Annotated in this window: 19 protein-coding genes; all 19 read right to left on the minus strand. The window is 60.2% G+C overall.

The genetic code is table 11. From position 1 onward, the window contains the following. Positions 1-8 precede the first annotated feature (8 nt). Complete coding sequence (locus tag P8L30_01510; protein ID MDG2238875.1) at positions 9-965, minus strand: lytic transglycosylase domain-containing protein; 957 nt, start codon at positions 963-965, stop codon at positions 9-11. A gap of 235 nt (positions 966-1,200) precedes the next feature. Further along, a complete protein-coding gene (gene rpmA / locus P8L30_01515) occupies positions 1,201-1,455 on the minus strand; it encodes a 50S ribosomal protein L27 (protein ID MDG2238876.1) in 255 nt (84 codons plus the stop codon). 36 nt (positions 1,456-1,491) lie between these two features. Further along, positions 1,492-1,806: a 50S ribosomal protein L21 gene (gene rplU, locus P8L30_01520; protein MDG2238877.1), complete on the minus strand. Its 315-nt coding sequence runs from the start codon at positions 1,804-1,806 to the stop codon at positions 1,492-1,494. 90 nt (positions 1,807-1,896) lie between these two features. Continuing rightward, entirely contained in the window at positions 1,897-3,477 is a 1,581-nt protein-coding gene (locus P8L30_01525) for an Rne/Rng family ribonuclease (GenBank protein ID MDG2238878.1), read from the minus strand. A gap of 304 nt (positions 3,478-3,781) precedes the next feature. Next, a complete protein-coding gene (locus tag P8L30_01530) occupies positions 3,782-3,985 on the minus strand; it encodes an acyl-CoA dehydrogenase family protein (protein ID MDG2238879.1) in 204 nt (67 codons plus the stop codon). A gap of 256 nt (positions 3,986-4,241) precedes the next feature. Beyond that, the gene (locus P8L30_01535; GenBank protein ID MDG2238880.1) at positions 4,242-4,412 is read right to left on the minus strand and encodes an acyl-CoA dehydrogenase family protein; all 171 of its coding nucleotides are present in this window, start codon (positions 4,410-4,412) and stop codon (positions 4,242-4,244) included. 19 nt (positions 4,413-4,431) lie between these two features. Continuing rightward, complete coding sequence (locus P8L30_01540) at positions 4,432-5,928, minus strand: ATP-dependent DNA helicase (GenBank protein MDG2238881.1); 1,497 nt, start codon at positions 5,926-5,928, stop codon at positions 4,432-4,434. A 27-nt stretch (positions 5,929-5,955) separates the two neighbouring features. Further along, positions 5,956-6,798 carry a hypothetical protein gene (locus P8L30_01545; GenBank protein ID MDG2238882.1) on the minus strand — a complete coding sequence of 281 codons (843 nt, stop codon included), beginning with the start codon at positions 6,796-6,798 and terminating at the stop codon, positions 5,956-5,958. Between the two features lie 84 nt (positions 6,799-6,882). Further along, positions 6,883-7,134, minus strand: a complete 252-nt coding sequence (locus P8L30_01550) for a hypothetical protein (GenBank protein ID MDG2238883.1) — start codon at positions 7,132-7,134, stop codon at positions 6,883-6,885. A 103-nt stretch (positions 7,135-7,237) separates the two neighbouring features. Further along, positions 7,238-8,863 (minus strand): acyl-CoA carboxylase subunit beta, encoded by a 1,626-nt coding sequence (locus P8L30_01555; protein ID MDG2238884.1) that lies wholly within the window; start codon positions 8,861-8,863, stop codon positions 7,238-7,240. Positions 8,864-8,882: 19 nt separating this feature from the next. Further along, positions 8,883-9,299, minus strand: coding sequence for a cobalamin B12-binding domain-containing protein (locus P8L30_01560; GenBank protein MDG2238885.1), 417 nt, complete (start codon positions 9,297-9,299; stop codon positions 8,883-8,885). Between the two features lie 112 nt (positions 9,300-9,411). Continuing rightward, complete coding sequence (locus P8L30_01565; GenBank protein ID MDG2238886.1) at positions 9,412-10,095, minus strand: HAD-IA family hydrolase; 684 nt, start codon at positions 10,093-10,095, stop codon at positions 9,412-9,414. An 11-nt stretch (positions 10,096-10,106) separates the two neighbouring features. After that, positions 10,107-11,828, minus strand: coding sequence for a methylmalonyl-CoA mutase family protein (locus tag P8L30_01570; protein ID MDG2238887.1), 1,722 nt, complete (start codon positions 11,826-11,828; stop codon positions 10,107-10,109). Positions 11,829-11,926: 98 nt separating this feature from the next. After that, positions 11,927-12,967, minus strand: a complete 1,041-nt coding sequence (gene meaB / locus P8L30_01575; GenBank protein MDG2238888.1) for a methylmalonyl Co-A mutase-associated GTPase MeaB — start codon at positions 12,965-12,967, stop codon at positions 11,927-11,929. Between the two features lie 16 nt (positions 12,968-12,983). Further along, entirely contained in the window at positions 12,984-14,645 is a 1,662-nt protein-coding gene (locus tag P8L30_01580; GenBank protein MDG2238889.1) for an AarF/UbiB family protein, read from the minus strand. After that, entirely contained in the window at positions 14,642-15,994 is a 1,353-nt protein-coding gene (gene mgtE, locus P8L30_01585) for a magnesium transporter (GenBank protein ID MDG2238890.1), read from the minus strand. The genes P8L30_01580 and mgtE overlap by 4 nt, the downstream gene beginning before the upstream one ends. 121 nt (positions 15,995-16,115) lie before the next feature. After that, positions 16,116-16,541 (minus strand): rRNA maturation RNase YbeY, encoded by a 426-nt coding sequence (ybeY, locus tag P8L30_01590; GenBank protein ID MDG2238891.1) that lies wholly within the window; start codon positions 16,539-16,541, stop codon positions 16,116-16,118. 3 nt (positions 16,542-16,544) lie between these two features. Beyond that, positions 16,545-18,854, minus strand: coding sequence for an HDIG domain-containing protein (locus tag P8L30_01595; protein MDG2238892.1), 2,310 nt, complete (start codon positions 18,852-18,854; stop codon positions 16,545-16,547). Then, positions 18,851-19,834 (minus strand): PhoH family protein, encoded by a 984-nt coding sequence (locus P8L30_01600; protein ID MDG2238893.1) that lies wholly within the window; start codon positions 19,832-19,834, stop codon positions 18,851-18,853. Before P8L30_01600 ends, P8L30_01595 begins: the two co-directional genes overlap by 4 nt. Positions 19,835-19,841 lie beyond the last annotated feature (7 nt).

A 19,841-nucleotide genomic window follows, 5' to 3' on the forward strand; every position in this document is an offset into this window, starting at 1 on the left:
CCCGGCTCCTAGTCGTCTGCGCGTCTGACCGCGGTTTCGCGCGCAATCGACGCCACGACGAGTGACGAACCGCCAACTGGCACGCGGACGCCGTAGATCTGACCCGGGGGCGTGATCGCCTGTAACAGGTGCGGATTTAGATTGCGAAGCTCCCACATCTGGACACCGAGAACGTCGGCGACCTTCCAGAGCGACGTGCCTCCCGGCACGAATACGGTCTCGTACCGATAGGTCTCAGCCGAAGTCACTACGAATCCGTATTCGGACGGATCCTCTCCAAGGATCGTCGCAGCGATCAACCGGGGGACATACTCACGCGTCTCGCGTGGAAGGTGATCCAAAACCTCCCAGTAGATGTCTTCCTCACCCGACCGGCCCTCAGCATGACGCCTCAGCACGCGCTGGACCCGACCAGGGCCGGCGTTGTATGCGGCAGCTGCCAGGTACCACGATCCGTCGAATCGCTCGTGGAGCCATTGGAGGTAGTCGAGGGCGGCATCCGTCGCCCGCACGGGGTCACGACGCTCGTCGACGTACTCGTTCAGTCTGAGTCCATACTGAATCGCGGTCGGGCTCATGAACTGCCACAGACCGACGGCAGAGACAGAAGAAACCGCGCGCGGCTTCAGCCCAGACTCCATCATCGCGAGGTAGAGCAGCTCCTCGGGCATTCCGCGCTCACGGAGCTTGCCGCGCACCAAGGGGCCCCAGACGCCACGACGATCCAACAGTGTCTCAAACGCGGCCTTTTGGGGTCCCTGGAATCGCTCCATCCAGCGCTCGACACGCGCATTCACGTGGAGCGGTAACTCCGTGCCCAGTGCTTCGATCGTGACCGGCACCGACGCCACAGTAGTCTCAGCCTTTTCTCCACCCCAAACGAGGAATGGCACCAACAGCAGCGGCGTAAGACCCCACCATCTATCAGAACGGGTCAGAGACCCATCGTTTTTCTTGGTAGACATTGCCCACCTCCTTCTCTATCGCCGTCTTCCTGTACGAACAATCGCACCAACTTGTTGCAATGTCGCTGGATCCCTTTGTTGTGCCTCTATTGGATCCCGCAGGAAGGTGAGGCGTTACAGCCGACTTATGGATGCGTCCCCGATCGGGAGCAGAGCACATAGTCGACGTATGCGAAGAGGTCCGGTCCGCAGGTTGAAAACCTCCGGATCCGGACCTCTGAAAGCGTTTTGGAAACTACTCGCCCGGATAAACCGAGATGACGTTCCGCGCACGCATGCGTTCGAACTTCACTACACCGTCGACCTTGGAGAAGAGCGTGTCGTCTTTGCCCTTCCCGACGTTGCGACCGGCGTGGAAACGGGTGCCGCGCTGACGGATGAGAATACTGCCGGCACTAACCGGCTCCCCCCCAAAGCGCTTCACGCCGAGGCGCTGCCCATTGCTGTCGCGCCCGTTTCGACTGGAACCACCCGCTTTTTTATGTGCCATTCGTTACTACCCTCTATCAGAACACGATCGAGTCGCTTAGAGCGCGACGGAATCGACCAGGATCTCCGTGAAGTTCTGGCGATGGCCCTGCTTTTTGCGGTAGCCTTTCCGGCGCTTCCGCTTGAAGACGATCACCTTGTCGCCACGACCGTGTCTGAGCACCTCGGCCGTAACCGACGCACCTTCAACGATGGGCGTGCCTACCATGACTTTGTCCTCGCCGTCACCAGCGAGAAGCACATGGTCAAACGTGACCGAGGCCCCAGGCTCAATGTCGAGCGTAGGAATGCGAAAACGCGAGCCTGCCTCAGCTCTGAATTGCTTTCCACCAGTCTGAAATACTGCGTACATATCTATTCTTCCCAACGTTTCTCGGCCTTCGATGTAGAGCCTGTAAATGTCGGCTTGTTCGTACGAACGGTCAAGGCATTCAGCACTCCTTTAGGCTGCTACGTATTTGTCGGTGACATCGGTCTCAGCCGGACCGGCCAGGAGGCGGAATTCATCGACCCGCATTCTAGGGTCATCGCGCAGAGCCAACTGCAATCGGGTGCTGCCTCGAAGCCTCTTCAATAGGCCCGGCTCTTCTTCCATCACACGTAGAGCGACCTCGGGGTGAACCCGAACCACGATCAGCTTTTCGTCCTTCGCCGACGCTACTCGCGTTAGGCTCCGCTCGATGCGCCGCACGACCGTCGCCGGCGTATAAATACGCCCAGTGCCGCCACACGAACCGCAGATCGAAGTGAGAGACTGGAACAAGCTTGGGCGCACGCGTTGGCGAGTCATCTCAATCAAGCCCAGCGCTGAGACGTCGTAAGCCTTGGTCCGCGCTCGATCACGGCCGAGCTGAGTCCGCATCTCATGGACGAGCATCTCTCGATGCTCCTTCGACTCCATGTCGATGAAGTCGACGACGATGATGCCGCCGATGTCCCTCAAGCGAAGCTGTTTGGCGACCTCACGGGCTGCATCGAGGTTGGTCTTGAGGATCGTCTGTTCGGGGTCCTTCTTGCCCTTCCCCGTGAAACGCCCGGTGTTCACGTCGATCGAGACGAGCGCCTCCGTGACCTCGATCACGATGTGCCCGCCCGACTTGAGGGTCACCTTCTCTTGGAAGACCTGCTGGATCTCTTCTTCAACGCCGTACTTGTCGAAGAGACTCCCTGGGCCGTCATAGAGGTGAATCCGTTCAAGCAACTCCGGATCGACGCCCTCGACGTACTCTTTGACCTCGTCGTAGGTGGCTTTCGAGTCGATGCGCACGGCGTCGAACTTGTCACTGAAGAGATCGCGGATCACTCCGCTGATGAGCTGTGCCTCCCGGTGCACGGGAGAGGGCGCGCTCTGGGACTTGGCCCGAGCTTGGATCTTCGTCCAACTCTCGTGAAGTCGCCCGTATTCGTTGCCGAGCTTCTTCTTGGTCACTTCCTCCCCGACCGTGCGAACAATCATTCCGCCGGTCGTCGGCTTCACGATGGACTTCGCCATCTTGCGGAGCTTCGACCGGTGGTCCCGGCCTTCGATCTTCCTGCTCACGCCTACGTGCGTCGAATACGGCATGTAGACCATGAAGCGCCCCGGCAGAGACACCTGCGCAGTGATTCGAGGACCCTTCGTGCTGATGGGCTCCTTGGTCACCTGAACCAAAATGGTTTGACCCTTCTGCACGTTCTCCTGGATGGAGGGGTACTTAGTGGGACGACGCCTGCCACCTCGCCCGCCGCCGCCTCCACTCTTCTTGCCGTCGCCTTCCGCTTCCCCATTGTCGTCGCCGTCTTCGAGATCTTCGTCTTCGTAGTTGAGATCCGATACGTGCAGGAAGCCTGCCTTTTCGGTCCCGATGTCCACGAAAGCGGCCTGAATGCCGGGAAGAACCGCTTCGACGCGGCCCAGGAAGATATCTCCGACCATTCTGCCTTGGTCGGGACGGTCCAGCATGATCTGGACCAACTGGTTGTCTTCAAGCAGCGCCACCCATGACTCTTGTGGGGTGGCACTTACAAGGATTTCTCTCCTCAAGTATGTCTCCGTTTTTCTGCGTCGATCCGCTTCACCCTATCCGGGCCCGTTCGCGTCCCGCACCCGCCCGCCGACTTTAGCAAAGCGAATTCGGCGACCGTGCGGCCTCCGGCATCCTGGGCGCGGTGGAATCGGCGCCCTTCCGAACGATCTCGAAAATGCCCCAGTCCCCTACCGCTAGGATTCGACTCTTTAGGTTAGTTCCGCTCCAACGCGCTCAGTCGAGCTCGCAAGAACAGGCTCTACAATCGGGTCCGTCATAAGCTCGGCTCCTAAATGCCGCCCAATGACCAACCTTTGAATCTCACTCGTACCCGTCGCCGATCTCACAGATCTTAGCGTCTCGCATGATCCGCTCGACAGGGCAATCGCTCGTGTAGCCGTCCCCGCCCATCACCTGAATGGCGTCCAACGACGCCGTCATTGCCAACTCCGAGCAAGACAACTTCGCCATATCGGCCTCCTTGGAGTAGGGAGCCCCTTGGTTTCTTAACCAGGAGCGTAGTATACCAGATGCCGTCCGGCCTGAATCTCCGTTCAGCCCGAGCCGTGTCTATCGTGGGCTTGCAGACGATGAAGCTCGAAATTCCTCGAGATCCAGCCTCCGGATCCGTCACCGCCGTTGCCCCGAAGATCTCGCCGACGCCCGCATGTGGGATGAAGATCTTGGATCCGTTGAGATCGAATGGCTTTCATCGAACCTAGCCAATTCCTCGACCACGAGGACGTAGCTCAAGTAGTTGAGTCCCATGCCCCCGAGGTCCTTAGGGCACTGGAACTCCGAGCCGGCCCATCTCTCCCATTGCCTTGACGTTCTCCCACGGAAACTCCGCTGTCTCATCTAACTCACGAGCCACCGGGGCAATCGCTTCTTGAGCAAAGCGCCGCACCCGGGCTTGAAGCTCACGGTGGTCAGGAGTCCGGTAGCGATGCATGAGAATTTAGGAGTCTCGTTCAATGGGGACAGCAGTTGTCGCAGCTTCCGCAAAAGTCGGACGGCGACTCCCCGAAGTAACTCAGGAGGGCGCCCCGCCGGCATCCGGCAGTCGTTGCGTACCGACGAACTCGGGCGAGTTTAGTCAGACCATTCCGGCGCAATTCCACGGCCAAGGCCCATTGAGGTCGGCGGCGGATCCCGATGCGGAGAGGCTTAGAGCCGCCACACCCCTCTGCCGTTCCCATTTCAGGGAGAGGGCCGCTCAGACTTTGGATGCCCCCGACACGTGCCAACGCGGCTACGGCCACGAGAAGCCCTCGTGTGTCGATTCGGCCCACAAAGGAGGCCAACGACTCCAGGCCGGCGGTCACAACACCGTGTTTGTCCGACAAACGCAACAACCTCCGGTGCACGCGGCGCAGACGACGAAGGGGCGGATGGACGCCTTCTAGGAACCGGATCCCAGTCCTCTGATCAGATCGATGGTGCAGCGCTAGGCACAGTGACTCCCCCCCGTCCCTCCCGGCCCGACCCGCCTCCTGGTAGTAGGCCTCGAGAGTCGTGGGCAATTGCGTGTGAATGACGGTCCGAACGTCGGGTTTGTCGATTCCCATGCCGAACGCGTTTGTTGCCACGACGACTCTGCAATCACCTGCCATGAACCCCTCGAGGACCTGGGTGCGCTGCGGGCCAGGCAGGCCAGCGTGATATGCCTCGACTCTGTAGCCGCGACGCGCGAGCGCGTCCCTCATTCCCTCCACGCTCCTGCGGGTCGGGGCATATACGATCGCGATCCCAGGACGTCTCCGAAGCACTCCGTGTACTACAGACGCCCGGTTCGCGCCCTTGGGAATGCGATCCACCCACCAGGCGAGATTGGGCCGATCGAAGGACTGCACGACGGTTTCCGCGTCGCAAAGGCGAAGGTTGCGGGACACATCGTCCCTCACCGCAGGAGTGGCCGTAGCCGTCAGCGCGATAACCGGACACGACAGACGATCACGTACCCGACCGATCTCTCTGTAAGACGGCCGGAAATCGTGCCCCCACTCCGAAATGCAGTGGGCTTCATCCACAGCCAGAAGCCGGATGTCACAGGCCTCGATCAGCTTGAGAAATGGGGCCAGGCCCAATCGTTCTGGAGCCACAAATAGGACGTCGAGGTTGCCCCCGAGGGCCGCTCGACCCGTGGCGTCCCGTTCGGTCGCAGACTGAGTGGCGCTCAGGTGGCGTGCTCGTAAGCCGATCTCATTGGCTCGGCGAACCTGGTCCTCCATGAGGGACACCAACGGGGTCACTACAAGAGTCAGGCCACCCAGAGCTAGCGCAGGAACTTGATAACAGACGCTCTTGCCACCCCCAGTTGGAAGGATGCCAAGGGCGTCGCGACCGGAGATTACGGCCCTAACAAGGGATTCCTGTCCAGGTCGGAACCCTGGGTATCCGAGGTAACGCTGGAGGAGTTCAACGGGATCAGATTCCACCCATGAGAATGGCCTCCCGAAGTGGGCCATCCCATGGGCGAACGCGCCAACCCTTGTCTACCAGACGTACACAAAGTTCACTATGGGAAGCGTGAATACTCCGCTGCCTCTCACCACAAATCCGATGCCCAGATCAGCGCTCAAGCGCTCGCCAAAGAAGCGCGGCCCAAGCGTGAACAGTGAGACCTCTGACGTCAGGTAGTTCTCGGTGATCAACTTGATGGTCCGAGACACGCGGTACTCACCGCCCAGCATCGCGACAGGGGTGTCTAAGAAGCCGTCTTCGTCATATCCGGCCCCCACGACGAGCGTAACCGCCGCGTCCGACGAGCCCTGTGTCACGGCCGCGTACAACGCTCCGACTTTCATGTCGTGCCCGTCGACCTCATGGAAGAAGAACCCGCCAATCGCAAGGTCCGTGCGTGCAGACGTATAGACATTGAGTTTGGGAGCGAAGTAGAACACCCGAGCGTCGAGCAGGTCCCCGAATAGCGGCGTTCCACCCGCGAGGAGCAGATTGTCCGTCGGAGCTACCGCTACGAACGGGAACACCAACTCGTATCCGGCGACGTAGCCGTGCCCCTTCGGCATCGTCCGTGCGGTGGGCGAGAAGAAGAGACGCGTGAGATTCGGGTCCTCCCGCCACATCTCGCCGTTCCGGACGGTCCCCTTCGCCTTTCGGATGCTGCGGACTCTCGATCTCGAGATCGTGATCTCGTCGCCGGAAAGCAGCCGCATGCGAATCGGATCGCCATCAGAAACCAAGGTTCCGTATAAAGTCGAACCGTCCACGAGACGCACTTCTTGGAGCGAGTCGAGCGATTCTTGTGCGGCCGTCGGGGCCGCCGTGCCTATCAGCGATAGCGCCAAAAGGAGTGGCGCGAATGTTTGCTTCATCATGATGTCACCTCCGTGATGACAACTTTCCAAATAGAACGACTGACTCTCTAGGAAGTTTGACGTATTCCGCTTGTAACAGCCGAATCAGGCTTCGCTGCTAGGAGTCCCAACGTCGTTCTGTTCGTCATCGTCATCCGCGTAAAGGCTGCCTGAAGGATTACGCTCGAGGACGACCCGGATGACGAGTCCAGCAAGCAGTACGACGATGGCAAGACCCGTCATCCAGCGCTCGCCGAAATACATGCCCACAAGTGCGAGCACCGCGCCCCCGCCGAAGATTCGGACCTTCCACTCAAGAAAGCGCCCTGGCCGATTCGACGGCTTCGGTGTGCTCACGGCGATCCGGCTAACCGGCCGACTTCGACCTGCCGCACGGGAGCCTCTAGGTCATCGCCCCAAAAGCCCTGTCCACTGGCAACACGCACCACGTCCTTGCCGCTCAAAGTGTCCCTCCGGGAATCTGGAACGCACCGATGTGAGGTCCAGGATTGTGTCGTGCCGTCTTGTACAGAAGGCCGAGCGCGGGTCGTAACTCTTCAGGGAGCACGATTTCGTCCACGAAGCCGCGCGCCGCAGCGAATCGCGCGTCCAGCTGACGCTCATACTCCTCGCGGACCTCGTCCATACGTGTGGTCAGATCTTCGTCCGGGACCATGCCCGCTTCCTTGAGTTTCTCGAGTTGCCCACTGAACAGCGCGACGACCGCGCTTGATCCCTCCATCACTCCCATGCGCCCAGTAGGCAGCGAGATGATGAAGTCGGGATCGAAGCCCTGCCCCGCCATCGCGTAGTACCCGGCACCCGACGCGTGATTCACGGTAAGTACGATCTTGGGCACAGTCGCTGTGGCCATGGCTTCCACGAACTCAGCGCCAGCCCGGATGATGCCGGAGTGTTCAGCCTCAGGTCCTACCATGAATCCAGAGACGTCCTGAACGAACAAAAGCGGAGTCTTGTGGCGATTCATCGTTTCGATGAAGTAGGCCACTTTGCGTGCGCTCTCCGTGTACACGATGCCGCCCAAGCGTGGGGGCCCGTCGTCGCTCTTGAACATCCCCCTGGCATTTGCGATCACGCCTACAGGGTGACCGTCCATGAACCCAGTGCCACAAATCATCTCGGGAGCGTGTCCGGGTTGGAATTCATCCAACGCGTCGCCATCCAAAATGCACTCGAGCACTTCCTTCATGTCATACGGCTGCCTGTGGTCGTCCGGGAGTAGGTCATACAGCTCATACGCCAGACGCTTAGGCGGCGTCGGGGTGCGATTCTCAGACCGATCCTCAACGGGGAGATCTGCCACCAATTGCCGGATCTTCACTAAACAGGCAGGGTCATCCTTCAGCATGTAGTGAGCGACCGCACCGACTTCGGTGTGGACTCGAGCTCCGCCCAACTCCTCTGACCCCACTGTCTGGCCGGTCGCGCCCTTTACGAGATCCGGACCTCCAAGGCCCATGAACGACGTCCCTTCGACCATCAGGATGACATCAGACAGCGCCGGGAGGTACGCGCCACCGGCGATACACGGCCCCATAACAGCTGCGATCTGAGGAATGCGTAGATAGCGACGCATGATCGAGTTGTAGTAGAAGATCCGTCCAGCCCCGTACTGACCCGGAAAGACACCTCCCTGGTGCGGAAGATTCACACCCGCTGAATCAACCAGATACACGATCGGAACGCGACAACGCATGGCCACTTCTTGAGCTCGAAGCATCTTGGTAATCGTCTCGGGCCACCAAGATCCCCCCTTCACGGTGGCGTCGTTTGCCACGACGACCACTTCCCTCCCCGCAACCCTGCCGACTCCAGTGACCACGCCGGCGCCCGGCGCCTGACCGTCGTAGAGGTCGTGCGCGACGAGAAGCCCCAACTCAACCCACGGCTCTCCATCGTCGAGAAGCAGGTGGACTCGCTCGCGAGCCGTCAGTTTGCCCTGATCGTGCTGGAGCTGAATGCGTTTCGCACCGCCACCGTCGTAAAGTGTGTCACGCAGTTTCCGCAATTCGAACGCGAGTTCGGCCATACGTCCGGAGGGGTCGGGCCCGGATGCATCCGTCATATCAAGCGATCCGTCCCGGTCAAACCGTCTCCCGAGTTGCGAACCACTCGCGGATGTACTCGATGGCTTCTGTGGTCCGAGTTCCCGGACCAAACAACTTCCCCACGCCAAGATCGACGAGGGAGTCGACGTCCTCTTCGGGGATGATCCCGCCACCGGTCAACAGCATGTGATCCACGCCTGCCTCATCCAGAAGCGCCTTCACTCGCGGAAAGAGCGTCAGGTGAGCGCCCGAAAGGATGGACATCGCTATGACGTCCACGTCTTCCTGGATCGCAGCGCTGACCACCATTTCGGGCGTCTGATGAAGCCCCGTATAGATGACCTCGAACCCGGCATCGCGGAAGGCGCTGGCAATGACTTTCGCGCCGCGGTCGTGGCCATCGAGGCCAGGCTTGGCCACCAGTACTCGAATCTTTCGGTCGGTCTCGGACATGGTCGTTCCTGAAGAGGCCGGATGGGTGTCTCCGAAGGCTAAAAAGATACCGGATCACACGTTACGCCGGGAGGAGCCAGGTGCCGATCCAGCGACTCACCGCAGATTCGGGTTAACGCGCCACCAATTGGGTCGTCAGTTCGGCCAGATCCGACACTCGCGGAGTGCGACCTTCATGGAGCCTCAACGGGTCGAAGAGGACTCCCTGGAGACCGGCTGCCGTCGACCCCTGGTAGTCCACTTGGTACAGATCCCCCACATAGAGGCATTCACTCGGTTCCAGCTCTAAGCGCTGGCAGGCATCGAGAAAAATCGCAGGATCAGGTTTCTCCACGCCCACAGTCTCTGAGTCGATGACGAAGTCGAAGTAGGTGGTGAGGCCACATCGGTCGAGGACGTCGGCCATCCTACCATCAGCGTTGGAGATGACGGCCAGGCGAAGCCCCGCGCTCCGGAGCTCTTCCAGCGCTTCGTGCGTGCCCGGCTCGGTTCCAGTCCACATGTGATCCCGGTGGTGCTCATCCCGTAACCGAAGGCCGACGTCTTCAAGTCTGTCATCCGGCACGCCACTGCCCTTAAACAACGCCAGGAAGTACTGATGCCATAGCTCAGGTTCGGTACCGACTTGGCCAGCCTGGATTCCCTCGTGCAGTTTCGCGCGAGCGCGGAGTTCCGCCTCCCGCACCTGCTCGGCATCAGTCACCACCCCAGCCTCTAGAAACAGGCCGGCCATCCGTTCCTGATCCAGGTATACGAGCGTGTTTCCCGCATCGAACAAGACCGCTCGCACAGCCATGGAAACCTCGGTCAGAAGAACACCGGCTCCTTGTACGAACCGAAGACGTCTTCCATGGCCGCACGGATCTCGTACAGAGTGCAGTATGCTCGGGCACAGTCGAGGATGAATGGGACCACGTTGTCCTCGGTGCCACTGGCGTGACGTAAGGCCGATAACGTTCTCTCAACTTCGTCGGCATCACGCCGCTCTCTCAGGTCTGCCATGCTTTCGACCTGACCTGCCTCGACCGAAGGATCGATGCGAAGGGTGTCGATCTCGATACCACCCGACCCCTCGGTGAACTTGTTCACACCCACAACGACACGGTCGCCTGATTCGATCTCACGCTGCTGGCGCATCGCAGAGCCCGCGATCTCCTTCTGGAACCAGCCCTCATGGATACCGGGCACCACACCTCCGAGCGCGTCGATCTGTTCGAAGATCTCCATGGCTTCCTGTTCGAGCTCGTCCGTCAGCGTTTCCACGTAATACGATCCGGCTAACGGATCGATGGTGTCCGCCACTCCGGACTCGAAGGCCAAGACTTGTTGAGTGCGAAGAGCGATGCGGACGCTTTTTTCCGTGGGAAGCGCGAGCGTCTCATCCATGGAATTGGTGTGCAGCGACTGGGTACCACCAAGGGCCGCCGCCATCGCTTGATAGGCGACCCGGACAATGTTGTTCTCGGGCTGTTGGGCCACGAGGCTCACACCGGCCGTCTGCGCATGTGTGCGCAACCGCCAGGAGTCGGGGTTCTTCGCGCCGTACTTGTCCCGCATGCCCTTCGCCCAAATACGCCTGGCGGCACGGAACTTCGCAATCTCTTCGAAAAAGTCATTGTGCACGTCAAAGAAGAACGAGAGCCGCGGGGCAAACGCATCTATGTCGAGGCCCGCTGCGACCGCACGCTCCACATATTCAAATCCGTTACGCAGGGTAAAGGCTAATTCTTGGCCTGCGGTCGCCCCTGCTTCACGAATGTGATAGCCCGAGATCGAGATCGGATTGTACTTGGGGGTGTGCTCGCTACACCACTCGAACATGTCGACGATCAGTCGCAAGGCAGGCTCGGGTGGATACACCCAGGCGTGCTGTGCCTGGTATTCTTTCAGGATGTCGTTCTGAACAGTCCCACGAAGCACCTCAGGCGACACGCCCTGCCGCTCGGCAGCCGCAACGTAGAAGCAAAAGAGAATGATCGCCGGACCATTGATGGTCATGGACACCGACACTTGATCGAGGGGGATGCCCTCGAACAGTCGCTCCATGTCGGCCAGCGACGATATCGCCACACCGCACACACCGACCTCACCGAGCGAGCGCGGGTGGTCGGAGTCGTACCCCATCAGCGTGGGGAAGTCGAACGCGACTGAGAGTCCGGTCTGCCCATGCGCAAGCAGATAGTGATACCGCTCGTTCGTCTCTTCTGCCGTAGCGAAGCCGGCGAATTGCCTCATGGTCCAGAGGCGAGTGCGGTACATCGTGGAATAAGGCCCCCGTGTGAACGGGAACTCTCCCGGGAATCCGACATCTTCCTCGGGATCCTCACTCGTCCGATCCAACGGCGTATACAGCGGACGCACCTCTCGCCCAGAGATCGACTCGAATAGAGAGTCGCGCTTTGGCATGCCTTCGTAGGTCTCTTCCCAACCGGCGAGTCGGGCCTTCAGCTGGGAGAGTTCCTCCTCGCGTACACGGACCAAATCAGCCAACTCGGCGGGGTTCAGAGCGTCTTTTTCAACCGTCGACATTCAGACTCCTGTATTGATACTGATTCCGCGTATACCGTCGGATCAGGCCCTGCGATTCCGGAATAGCACTGAAAGATGACGCTGGGCGGGAGACAAGGTCAACGCAGCAGGCGCTTCAGCAACTCCGCGGCAACCGAATAAGCGGTCTCTGTCCCGTCCCTCATCTGGTCCAAGTACGGCTCTAAGCCCCCCCCTGTAGCCTCGGAACGCCTCGCGACTCTCCTTAGCTCGCGATCGACCACGTCCTGGACTCGCACACGCGCACGGGCCCTCCGGCGCACCTCGATCTGACCGCTGGTTCCCAACCATTCTCGGTGAGCGTCGATGGCTGCGAGCAGATCCCCCACGCCTTCACCGGTGAGCGCTACGGTGGACAAGACGGGAATCTGCCACCCCCCCTCTTGTATGGGAGGAGCGTCGGTCGTCCGCTCCTCTTTCGCGATACGGGCCAGATCCACCCCATGGTGGGCCGGCATGTCCTTCATGGCATTGCCCGCTTTCAGGTGGAGAGCTTGGCGCAAGTCCTTGACCAGGCGATCCGCACCGGGACGGTCCGATTTGTTCACCACGAAGATGTCGGCGATTTCCATCAGGCCGGCCTTCATGGCCTGAATGGCGTCGCCAGATTCGGGCACTAGGACCACCACGACCGTATCCGCCGCCGCGGTGATCTCTAGCTCAGTTTGGCCCACGCCGACCGTCTCGACGAGGAGGACATCGAAGCCGAACACGTCTACCAAGTCGAGAACTTCCTTTGTCGTGGTCGCGAGGCCACCCAGCGACCCGCGCGTGGCCATCGAGCGAATAAAGATCCCCGGATCCGTCGCGAGATCGTTCATCCGGATCCGATCTCCAAGGAGCGCCCCCCCCGAATAGGGAGATGTGGGGTCTACCGCGACCACACCGATTCGCTCTCCCTGACCCAGGAACGTCTTCGCCGCTGCCGCGACCAGACTCGATTTGCCGGCCCCGGGAGGCCCCGTGAATCCGATCCTTCGAACGGACGGACCCTCCTGAAGAGCCTCGTGCAGCAGCTCTTGAAAGCCGGCCCGCTCGTCTTCGACGATCGAAATCGCGCGGGCCAAAGCTGGGATGTTCCCGGCTCTGAACCGTTTCAGAAGATCTTGGTGAAAAGTCATAGACAGAGCCTCATCTCTATTTCCGATTGTCCGGCCGGACCCCCCGCGCATGGCGAAGCGGGTTTTCCAACAGGTGAGTAGGAATGAAGAGAACTACGACGAACATGGTGAGAGCCGCGAAGAGTCCGAGCCCAAGCAGCCACCAACTGCGCAGGGCGATAAACAAAATCGACGTGATTACTGCTGTGGCACTCGCGAATATGCTCAACAACAGGCGGCGGGCCTGGAGGTGAACCACTCGCTCAGCGGCTTGAACGTCCCGGGGATGGATTCGCACTCGGAGCTCTTCCTTCTCCGCGCGCATCACCAAGTCCCTCACGGACCGGATCGCCGATTGAGCCTCGTCCACAAAATTCTTCGCAATCTGTGCCGGCTGTTGACCCGCCGACTTCAGAAGCTCGACCTGATTCTCCCGAATCACACCCTGAATAAAGGTCAGGCCGTCGAAATTCGAGTCGTAGTGTAAGGCCAAGCCCTCAATGAGGGCGCCCGTGCGGAAGAAGTAGACGAGCTCTTGGGGCAGTTGGATCGGCCAGGTATAGAACGTGTCGAGGAGCTCGGCGACGAGCTCTTGTACAATGCGCTGGCGATTTTTGGTCTTCGCGCGCTGGACAATTCGCAGGATCTCCGTGGCCGCCTCACGGATCTCACCCCGTGAGACGTCTGGGCTGATCATGCCCAAGCGATACATCTCGTTGATCACGCCGTCGATGTCTTCTCGCCCCACTGCGAGCGCAACGCCCAGAATCGACTCTCGCGTCCAACGGGGCACCTCGAGGACGGCGCCCCAATCCAGGACCACGATCGTCCCATCGTCCTGCACCAGGAGGTTCCCCGGATGAGGGTCGGCGTGCATGAAGCCGTCCACCATCATCATCCGGAGGTATACGCCGGTGAGCGACTCCATCACCGCCCGGAAAGACAGACGGCCTGACCGGAACAATTCGTGTAGGCTGTCGACCTTCGTGCCGGGACAGTACTCCATGACCAGGACACGGCGATGCGTGAAGTCCTCTAAGACCTCCGGAGCACGTACGCGCCGGTCTCCCGAGAACACCGCATGGAACCGTGCGACATTCTGCGCCTCGGACCGGAAGTCCATCTCCGCTCGCACACCCACGGAGAACTCCCGAACGACATTCGTCAGCGCCCGAACATGGTGGGTCGGGAAGATGATGTTGAGCCAGAACAGAAGTCGGAACGAGATATCGAGATCCAGGGCGATAGCCGCTTCCACACCGGGTCGCAGCACCTTCACCACGACCTCCCGCCCATTCACGCGGGCGCGGTGAACCTGTCCGAGGGAGGCCGCTGCCATGGGCTCGTCCTCGAATTCTTCGAAGATCTCTGCAATCGGCGCACCGACTTCCGATTCGATGACTCGTCGGATCTCATCAGCAGGGTCTGGGGGGACCTGGTCCTGCAGCCGAGACACCTGTGACAGATAGGGCTCCGGCAGGATGTCCGCGCGCGAGCTCAACAGCTGAGACAACTTGATGAACGTAGGTCCGAGCTTGGCCAAGCGGGCTGTCAGGCGTTCGGCTCTAAGTTGGTGGTGCGCGTCCGTGCGAGAAGCCGGGCGGCCGAACAAAATCCACGCTCTCCGGTCCCTCAGGAACGCCACGACGAACGGGCTCAGTCGGAAGAGCACAGAGAAGGTGCGTGAGATTCGCTTCATAACAGGAGTCTAGACGCCAGTCCCAGTAGCAGGAAGAAACCGATTAGGTCGGTGAGCGTGTGAACAAACACCGAAGAGGCGACGGAAGGATCGACGCCTGCCCGCTCGAGCATGGTTGGGATGAACGCCCCCGCGAAGCCGGCGGCGATCTGATTGCCCCACATCGCGAGCATGACGACCAACCCCAATCGCGGATCTGCTCCGGGAATGAGCATAGCGAGGCCCGCCAGCCCCACACCGAGCACGGCTCCGTTGACGAGCCCGATCAGGACTTCCTTCCCCACAAACCCTTGGACACCATCCGGTCCCGCGATCGTCATCCGTCGAATGGTGATGGCGAGTGACTGAGTCCCGGAACTCCCGCCCATGGCAGCGATGATCGGTGCGATGAAGGCGAGCACTGTCATCTGAGCGATCACATCTTCGAAAATCAGAATCACCGAAGCTGCGAGTGAAGCGGTGATCAAGTTGAGTATGAGCCACGGAAGACGGACCCGGACCGACTCCGTCCATGTGTGCCTCAGCTCGTCTTCATTCGTGACCCCGGCGAGGCGAAGGATATCCTCTGTCTGTTCCGCTTCGAGCACGTCGATCACATCATCGAAGGTGATCCGACCCAGGAGTTTGTTGTCCTCCGAAACAACTGGAACGGACGCCAAGTTGTATCGCGATATGAGTCGGCCAACCTCTTCCTGATCGAGATCCGGGAGGGCTGTCGCAACAGGTTCTTGCACCAGCCCAGCGAACGTCTCTTCCGGATTCGCAATGACGAGATCGTCGAGTCGAAGCGTGCCTAGAAGCCTGTCGTCCGCATCGATAACAAAGACGGTATAGAAGTCCTCGACTTCCTGTCCTTGGATTCGCACCTGATCGATCGCCTGCCCCGCAGTCAGCGTTCCATACACTTTGACCAATTCCGTGGTCATGAGTCCGCCAGCCGTCTCCTCGTCGTACTCGAGGAGATCTCGGAGTTCCAAAGCTTCTTCATCTGAGAGCGCGCCGAGAATCGCTTCTTGTTCGTCGGGCTCGAGTTCTGCGATGAGGTCCGCAGCGTCATCATCCGGAAGCTCGTGGAGGAGCTCCGCACCCTTCTCCGGAGTAAACGCCGCGAGGAGGTCGCCGCGCTCCTCGCCTTCTTCCATCTCCGAGAGTGTCTCAGAGGCCACATCAGCCGACAACGCACTGAGGAATTCTACCTGCTGACCCTCGTCGAGAAGCTCTACGACGTCCGCAATATCCGAGGCATGCAGTCCCTCGACTACGGCTCTTAGCGCAAACAAATCACCCGAGGCGACGAGAGCCTCGAGGCGTTCTTTGCTTCGCTGGAGGTCATGCTCGGAGTTGCTCATGGCCAGTCGGTCGAAATCGGGGGGCGCCGTGAGCCGATCTGCGACATGAAACGGTCACGGAGAGCGCGAGGCTGGAAGATCCCGGAGGTGCGGAGACCCCGCAAGGCGGGCATGAGGCTAACTAACAGCCGCCGGCGAGAACCTCGCTCAAGAGTCTCTCTTGAAGCACAAACATCGGGCTTTCCAATCGGTCCAGCCCATCGGGATGGTCTTCGCCCATCACGTGAAGTGCGCCGTGGATGGCAAGTCGGGTGAGTTCCTCCTTCACCGAGACATTGAGTTCGACCGCTTGGCGTTCTGCCTGGCTCACGCACACATAGACATCACCTAAGGGCACATGTTCGTCGCCAAGATTGAAAGCGATGACATCGGTAGGGCAATCTTTCCCTAAGTATTCCCGATTCAGCGAGGTGATCTCCTCGTCGGACACGAGAGTCAGAGAGACCTCCGCCTGGTCTGCCGCGCCCCGAAGCACACGCTCGACAGCGCACCGGAGCAACTTCAAAGGTGCATCTTCGAACCCATTCGTATTGACCTGAACCCTCATTCGTTAGGCAGATGCATGGGGTTCGGATGCCCCGGAACCGGGCGCTTGGTCCGCACCCTCTTCCGCAGTCCCGTTCTTCGGGCTCTCCCCATTTTCACCCTCGGCATCCGTGAGGTGCTTCGTCGAGGGGTATTCGATACGCCGGTGCATGACACCCGCGAGGATCTTCACGAACTGTTCCTTGACCCGTGCGATCTCTCCGAGCGTCAGCGGAGACTCATCAAGCTGACCGTCGGCGATCTTGCCGTCGACGACGTTGTTGATCAGATCGCGCATACGCTCCGGGGTCGGCTCTTGCATCGCCCGAGTCGCAGACTCACACGAGTCGGCAAGCATCGCGATCGCTGTCTCTTTGGATTGAGGCTTCGGCCCGGGGTAGGAGAAACGCTCCGCATGGACCTCGCCGGAGGCCTCCTCGCAAGCCTTCTCGTAGAAGAAGCCGATCCGTTGTGTACCGTGGTGCTCTAGGATGAAATCGAGAACGATGTCGGGGACTTTCTCCTCTTTCGCGAGCCGCACTCCTTCCGTGACGTGTTCCCTCACGATGGCGGCAGACGTCTCCGGTTTGAGCTTATCGTGCGGGTTCCGGCCGGCCGGCTGGTTCTCCACGAAGTAGTGCGGCTTCAGCATCTTGCCCACGTCGTGATAGTAGACACCCACTCGGCTCAGTAGCCCGTTCGCTCCGACTTCGGCCGCAGCCGCCTCACTCAGGTTCGCGACATTGATCGTGTGAGCGTATGTGCCCGGCGCCTCCAGAGAGAGCCTACGCAACAGTGGCCGCGTTGGATCTGCCCATTCGAGGAGCGTCTGGTCCGTCGTGATACCTGTGAACAACTCGAAGACGAACAGAAAGCCCATCGCAAGGAGCGCAGAGATTGTCGCGTTCCCAGCGAGCGCTACGGTGCCACGGGCGACACCGCCGAAATCGGCCGCTGTCGCGAGTCCGTGCGCCGCCAGCATGACCCCTCCTGCCGCCGCGATGATCGCGATGGACACCCACGTCTCCGACCGGCGCCGGACGGCTCGCACACTCATCGCGGCAGCGGCACCCGCAGCCATCAAGGCCAGCACGCTTCCATAGTCGGAGAACGGTGTGAGCGTTCCAGTGATCGCGACAAGAACCAGCACAAGGAAGAGCGACATCCTCGAGTCCCAAAGAACTGCAACTGGCAACGCGACGAACGCGATCGGGAGCCACTCCGTAGCCAGCCCACTGCGATCGATCGCCACTGCGGCACCAAAGTAGGTCGCGACGAGAACCGCGATGAGCACCAACCACCGATAGTTCGCATACACCTCAGGGCGGTTGAAGAACAAGAGCAAGCCAAAGAGCGACAGCATCATCGCATTGACGATGCCGGATCCGATCAGCGCGCCCCACCCCAGCTGTTCCGCTTGACGCATTCCCTGAGCTCTGAGTGCCGCCTCATACGCCGCGAGCCGCTCTAATGCCTCCGGTCCGATCGGGTCCGCCTGTCGGACGATCGCTTGGTTCTCGAGTACTTCACCCTTGGTCGGCGAAATCGAGCCCGCCGCAGCGCTACGGTCACCCTCCGTGGCAATCACGTTGAGCGACAGGCTGTATTGCATATGGCCGATGAGCATCATGCTGAAAAGGCCCGCCTGCTCCGGCGTGGTCTCGCTTGGCAACAAGCGTGTCGCTTCGTCCAAGAAGACCCGTGAAGTCGCAAGATCCTCAACCAGAACACTGCGTTCTTCTTGCTGGGGCTCTCTGATCGTAACCCGGGTCGCCGTGAGATCCGCAATGCGTGAAGCGTCCACAACCCCGTCATGCACGATCTGCATTGCGAGCACTGCGGCGGTCCGAAGGTCTAGGCGAGCTTCGTCGTCGATCAAGAAAGCCATCTGAGAAGCGGTAGCTACGATTCTGCCTCCGCGCAGCACCGCCTCTAATCGGCTGCTGTCTCGAGACTCCGCTGCAGAATCGATCTGATCAAAGAACCGCATGAGCCGGGCAGACATGGTGTCAGCGGACTCGGGAAGCAGATCAAAAGTGGGCGGAACCGCGTCCATTACAGTGCGCCGTTCGGCCTCGAGCTCAGCAGGCGCCTTCGGGATACTGAACGGTATCGCCGCAATCACGTCCTCCTGAGCGACCCTTCCCTCTTGATACGGAGCCACGTCAGTGCCGCGAATCGGCGGGAAGAAGACCGACACCAGCGCAGCCAAGGCAAGCACGAGGAAGACTCGGGCCCCGTGATGCGTGATGCGGTCACCCCACGCCCCGCCCGGTGCTCCGGAGAGTTGGTGGAGCACAGATGTCCGCTCCTTCTTCTCGGAACGGCGACTCACGCCTCGGCCCCTTCATCCGAAGCCCGCTCGTACGCCTTGATAATGTCCTTCACTAGGCGATGTCGGAGCACGTCTTTAGCGTCGAGATACACGACCGAGATCCCCTGAATTCCGCCGAGAATCCGCTCGACCTCGAGCAAGCCAGAGTTTTCCTTCCGAGGAAGATCGATCTGCGTCTTGTCACCGGTTATCACCACCTGCGAGTTCAGGCCGAGGCGCGTCAGAAACATTTTCATCTGCGCCGTAGTCGCATTCTGAGCTTCGTCGAGAATGACAAAAGCATCCGACAGTGTACGCCCTCGCATGTAGGCCAGCGGGGCAATCTCGATCGTTCGTTCCTCGAGTGCTTTCTGGACACGCTCCTGAGGCATCATGTCCTCGAGCGCATCGTAAAGCGGACGAAGATATGGATCCACTTTCTCCTGAAGATCGCCCGGGAGGAAACCAAGGTGCTCGCCGGCTTCGACCGCCGGCCGAGCCAGGACGATCCGCTTAACTCTCTTCTTATAGAGCGCTTCGACCGCGCACGCTACCGCTAGATAGGTCTTCCCTGTCCCGGCAGGGCCAACACCGATCACGATGTCGTTCGCAGTGATCGCTTGGACGTAACTCCGCTGCCCATCCGACTTGGGTACGATGACTTTGCGAGATCCCGGGATGGCAATACGGATCTGGTCGTCAGGGTGGACTATGCCGTCGGGTCCTAGCGCATCAACTCCATCCGCGAAGCGTCCGATGTCCGGCACGTCGAACGGCACCCGCAAACGAGAGAGTTCGATCATGTGCTGCACCACAGGCACCGACCGCTCCACCGAACTCAGGCCCCCGGAGAGGATCAAGTGATCTCCGCGCATAACGACCCTGATGCCAAAGAGCCGCGTGAGTTCTTGCATGTTTCGATCGTTGACCCCCGCGAGCATGAGGGGATCGACCCCGTCCGCGTCAAGGCGGTGTGCTATAATCGTGTCGCCGTTCGCCAAATGGTCT

The organism is Longimicrobiales bacterium (assembly GCA_029245345.1).
Taxonomy (GTDB): Bacteria; Gemmatimonadota; Gemmatimonadetes; order Longimicrobiales; family Gaopeijiaceae; genus CALFPJ01.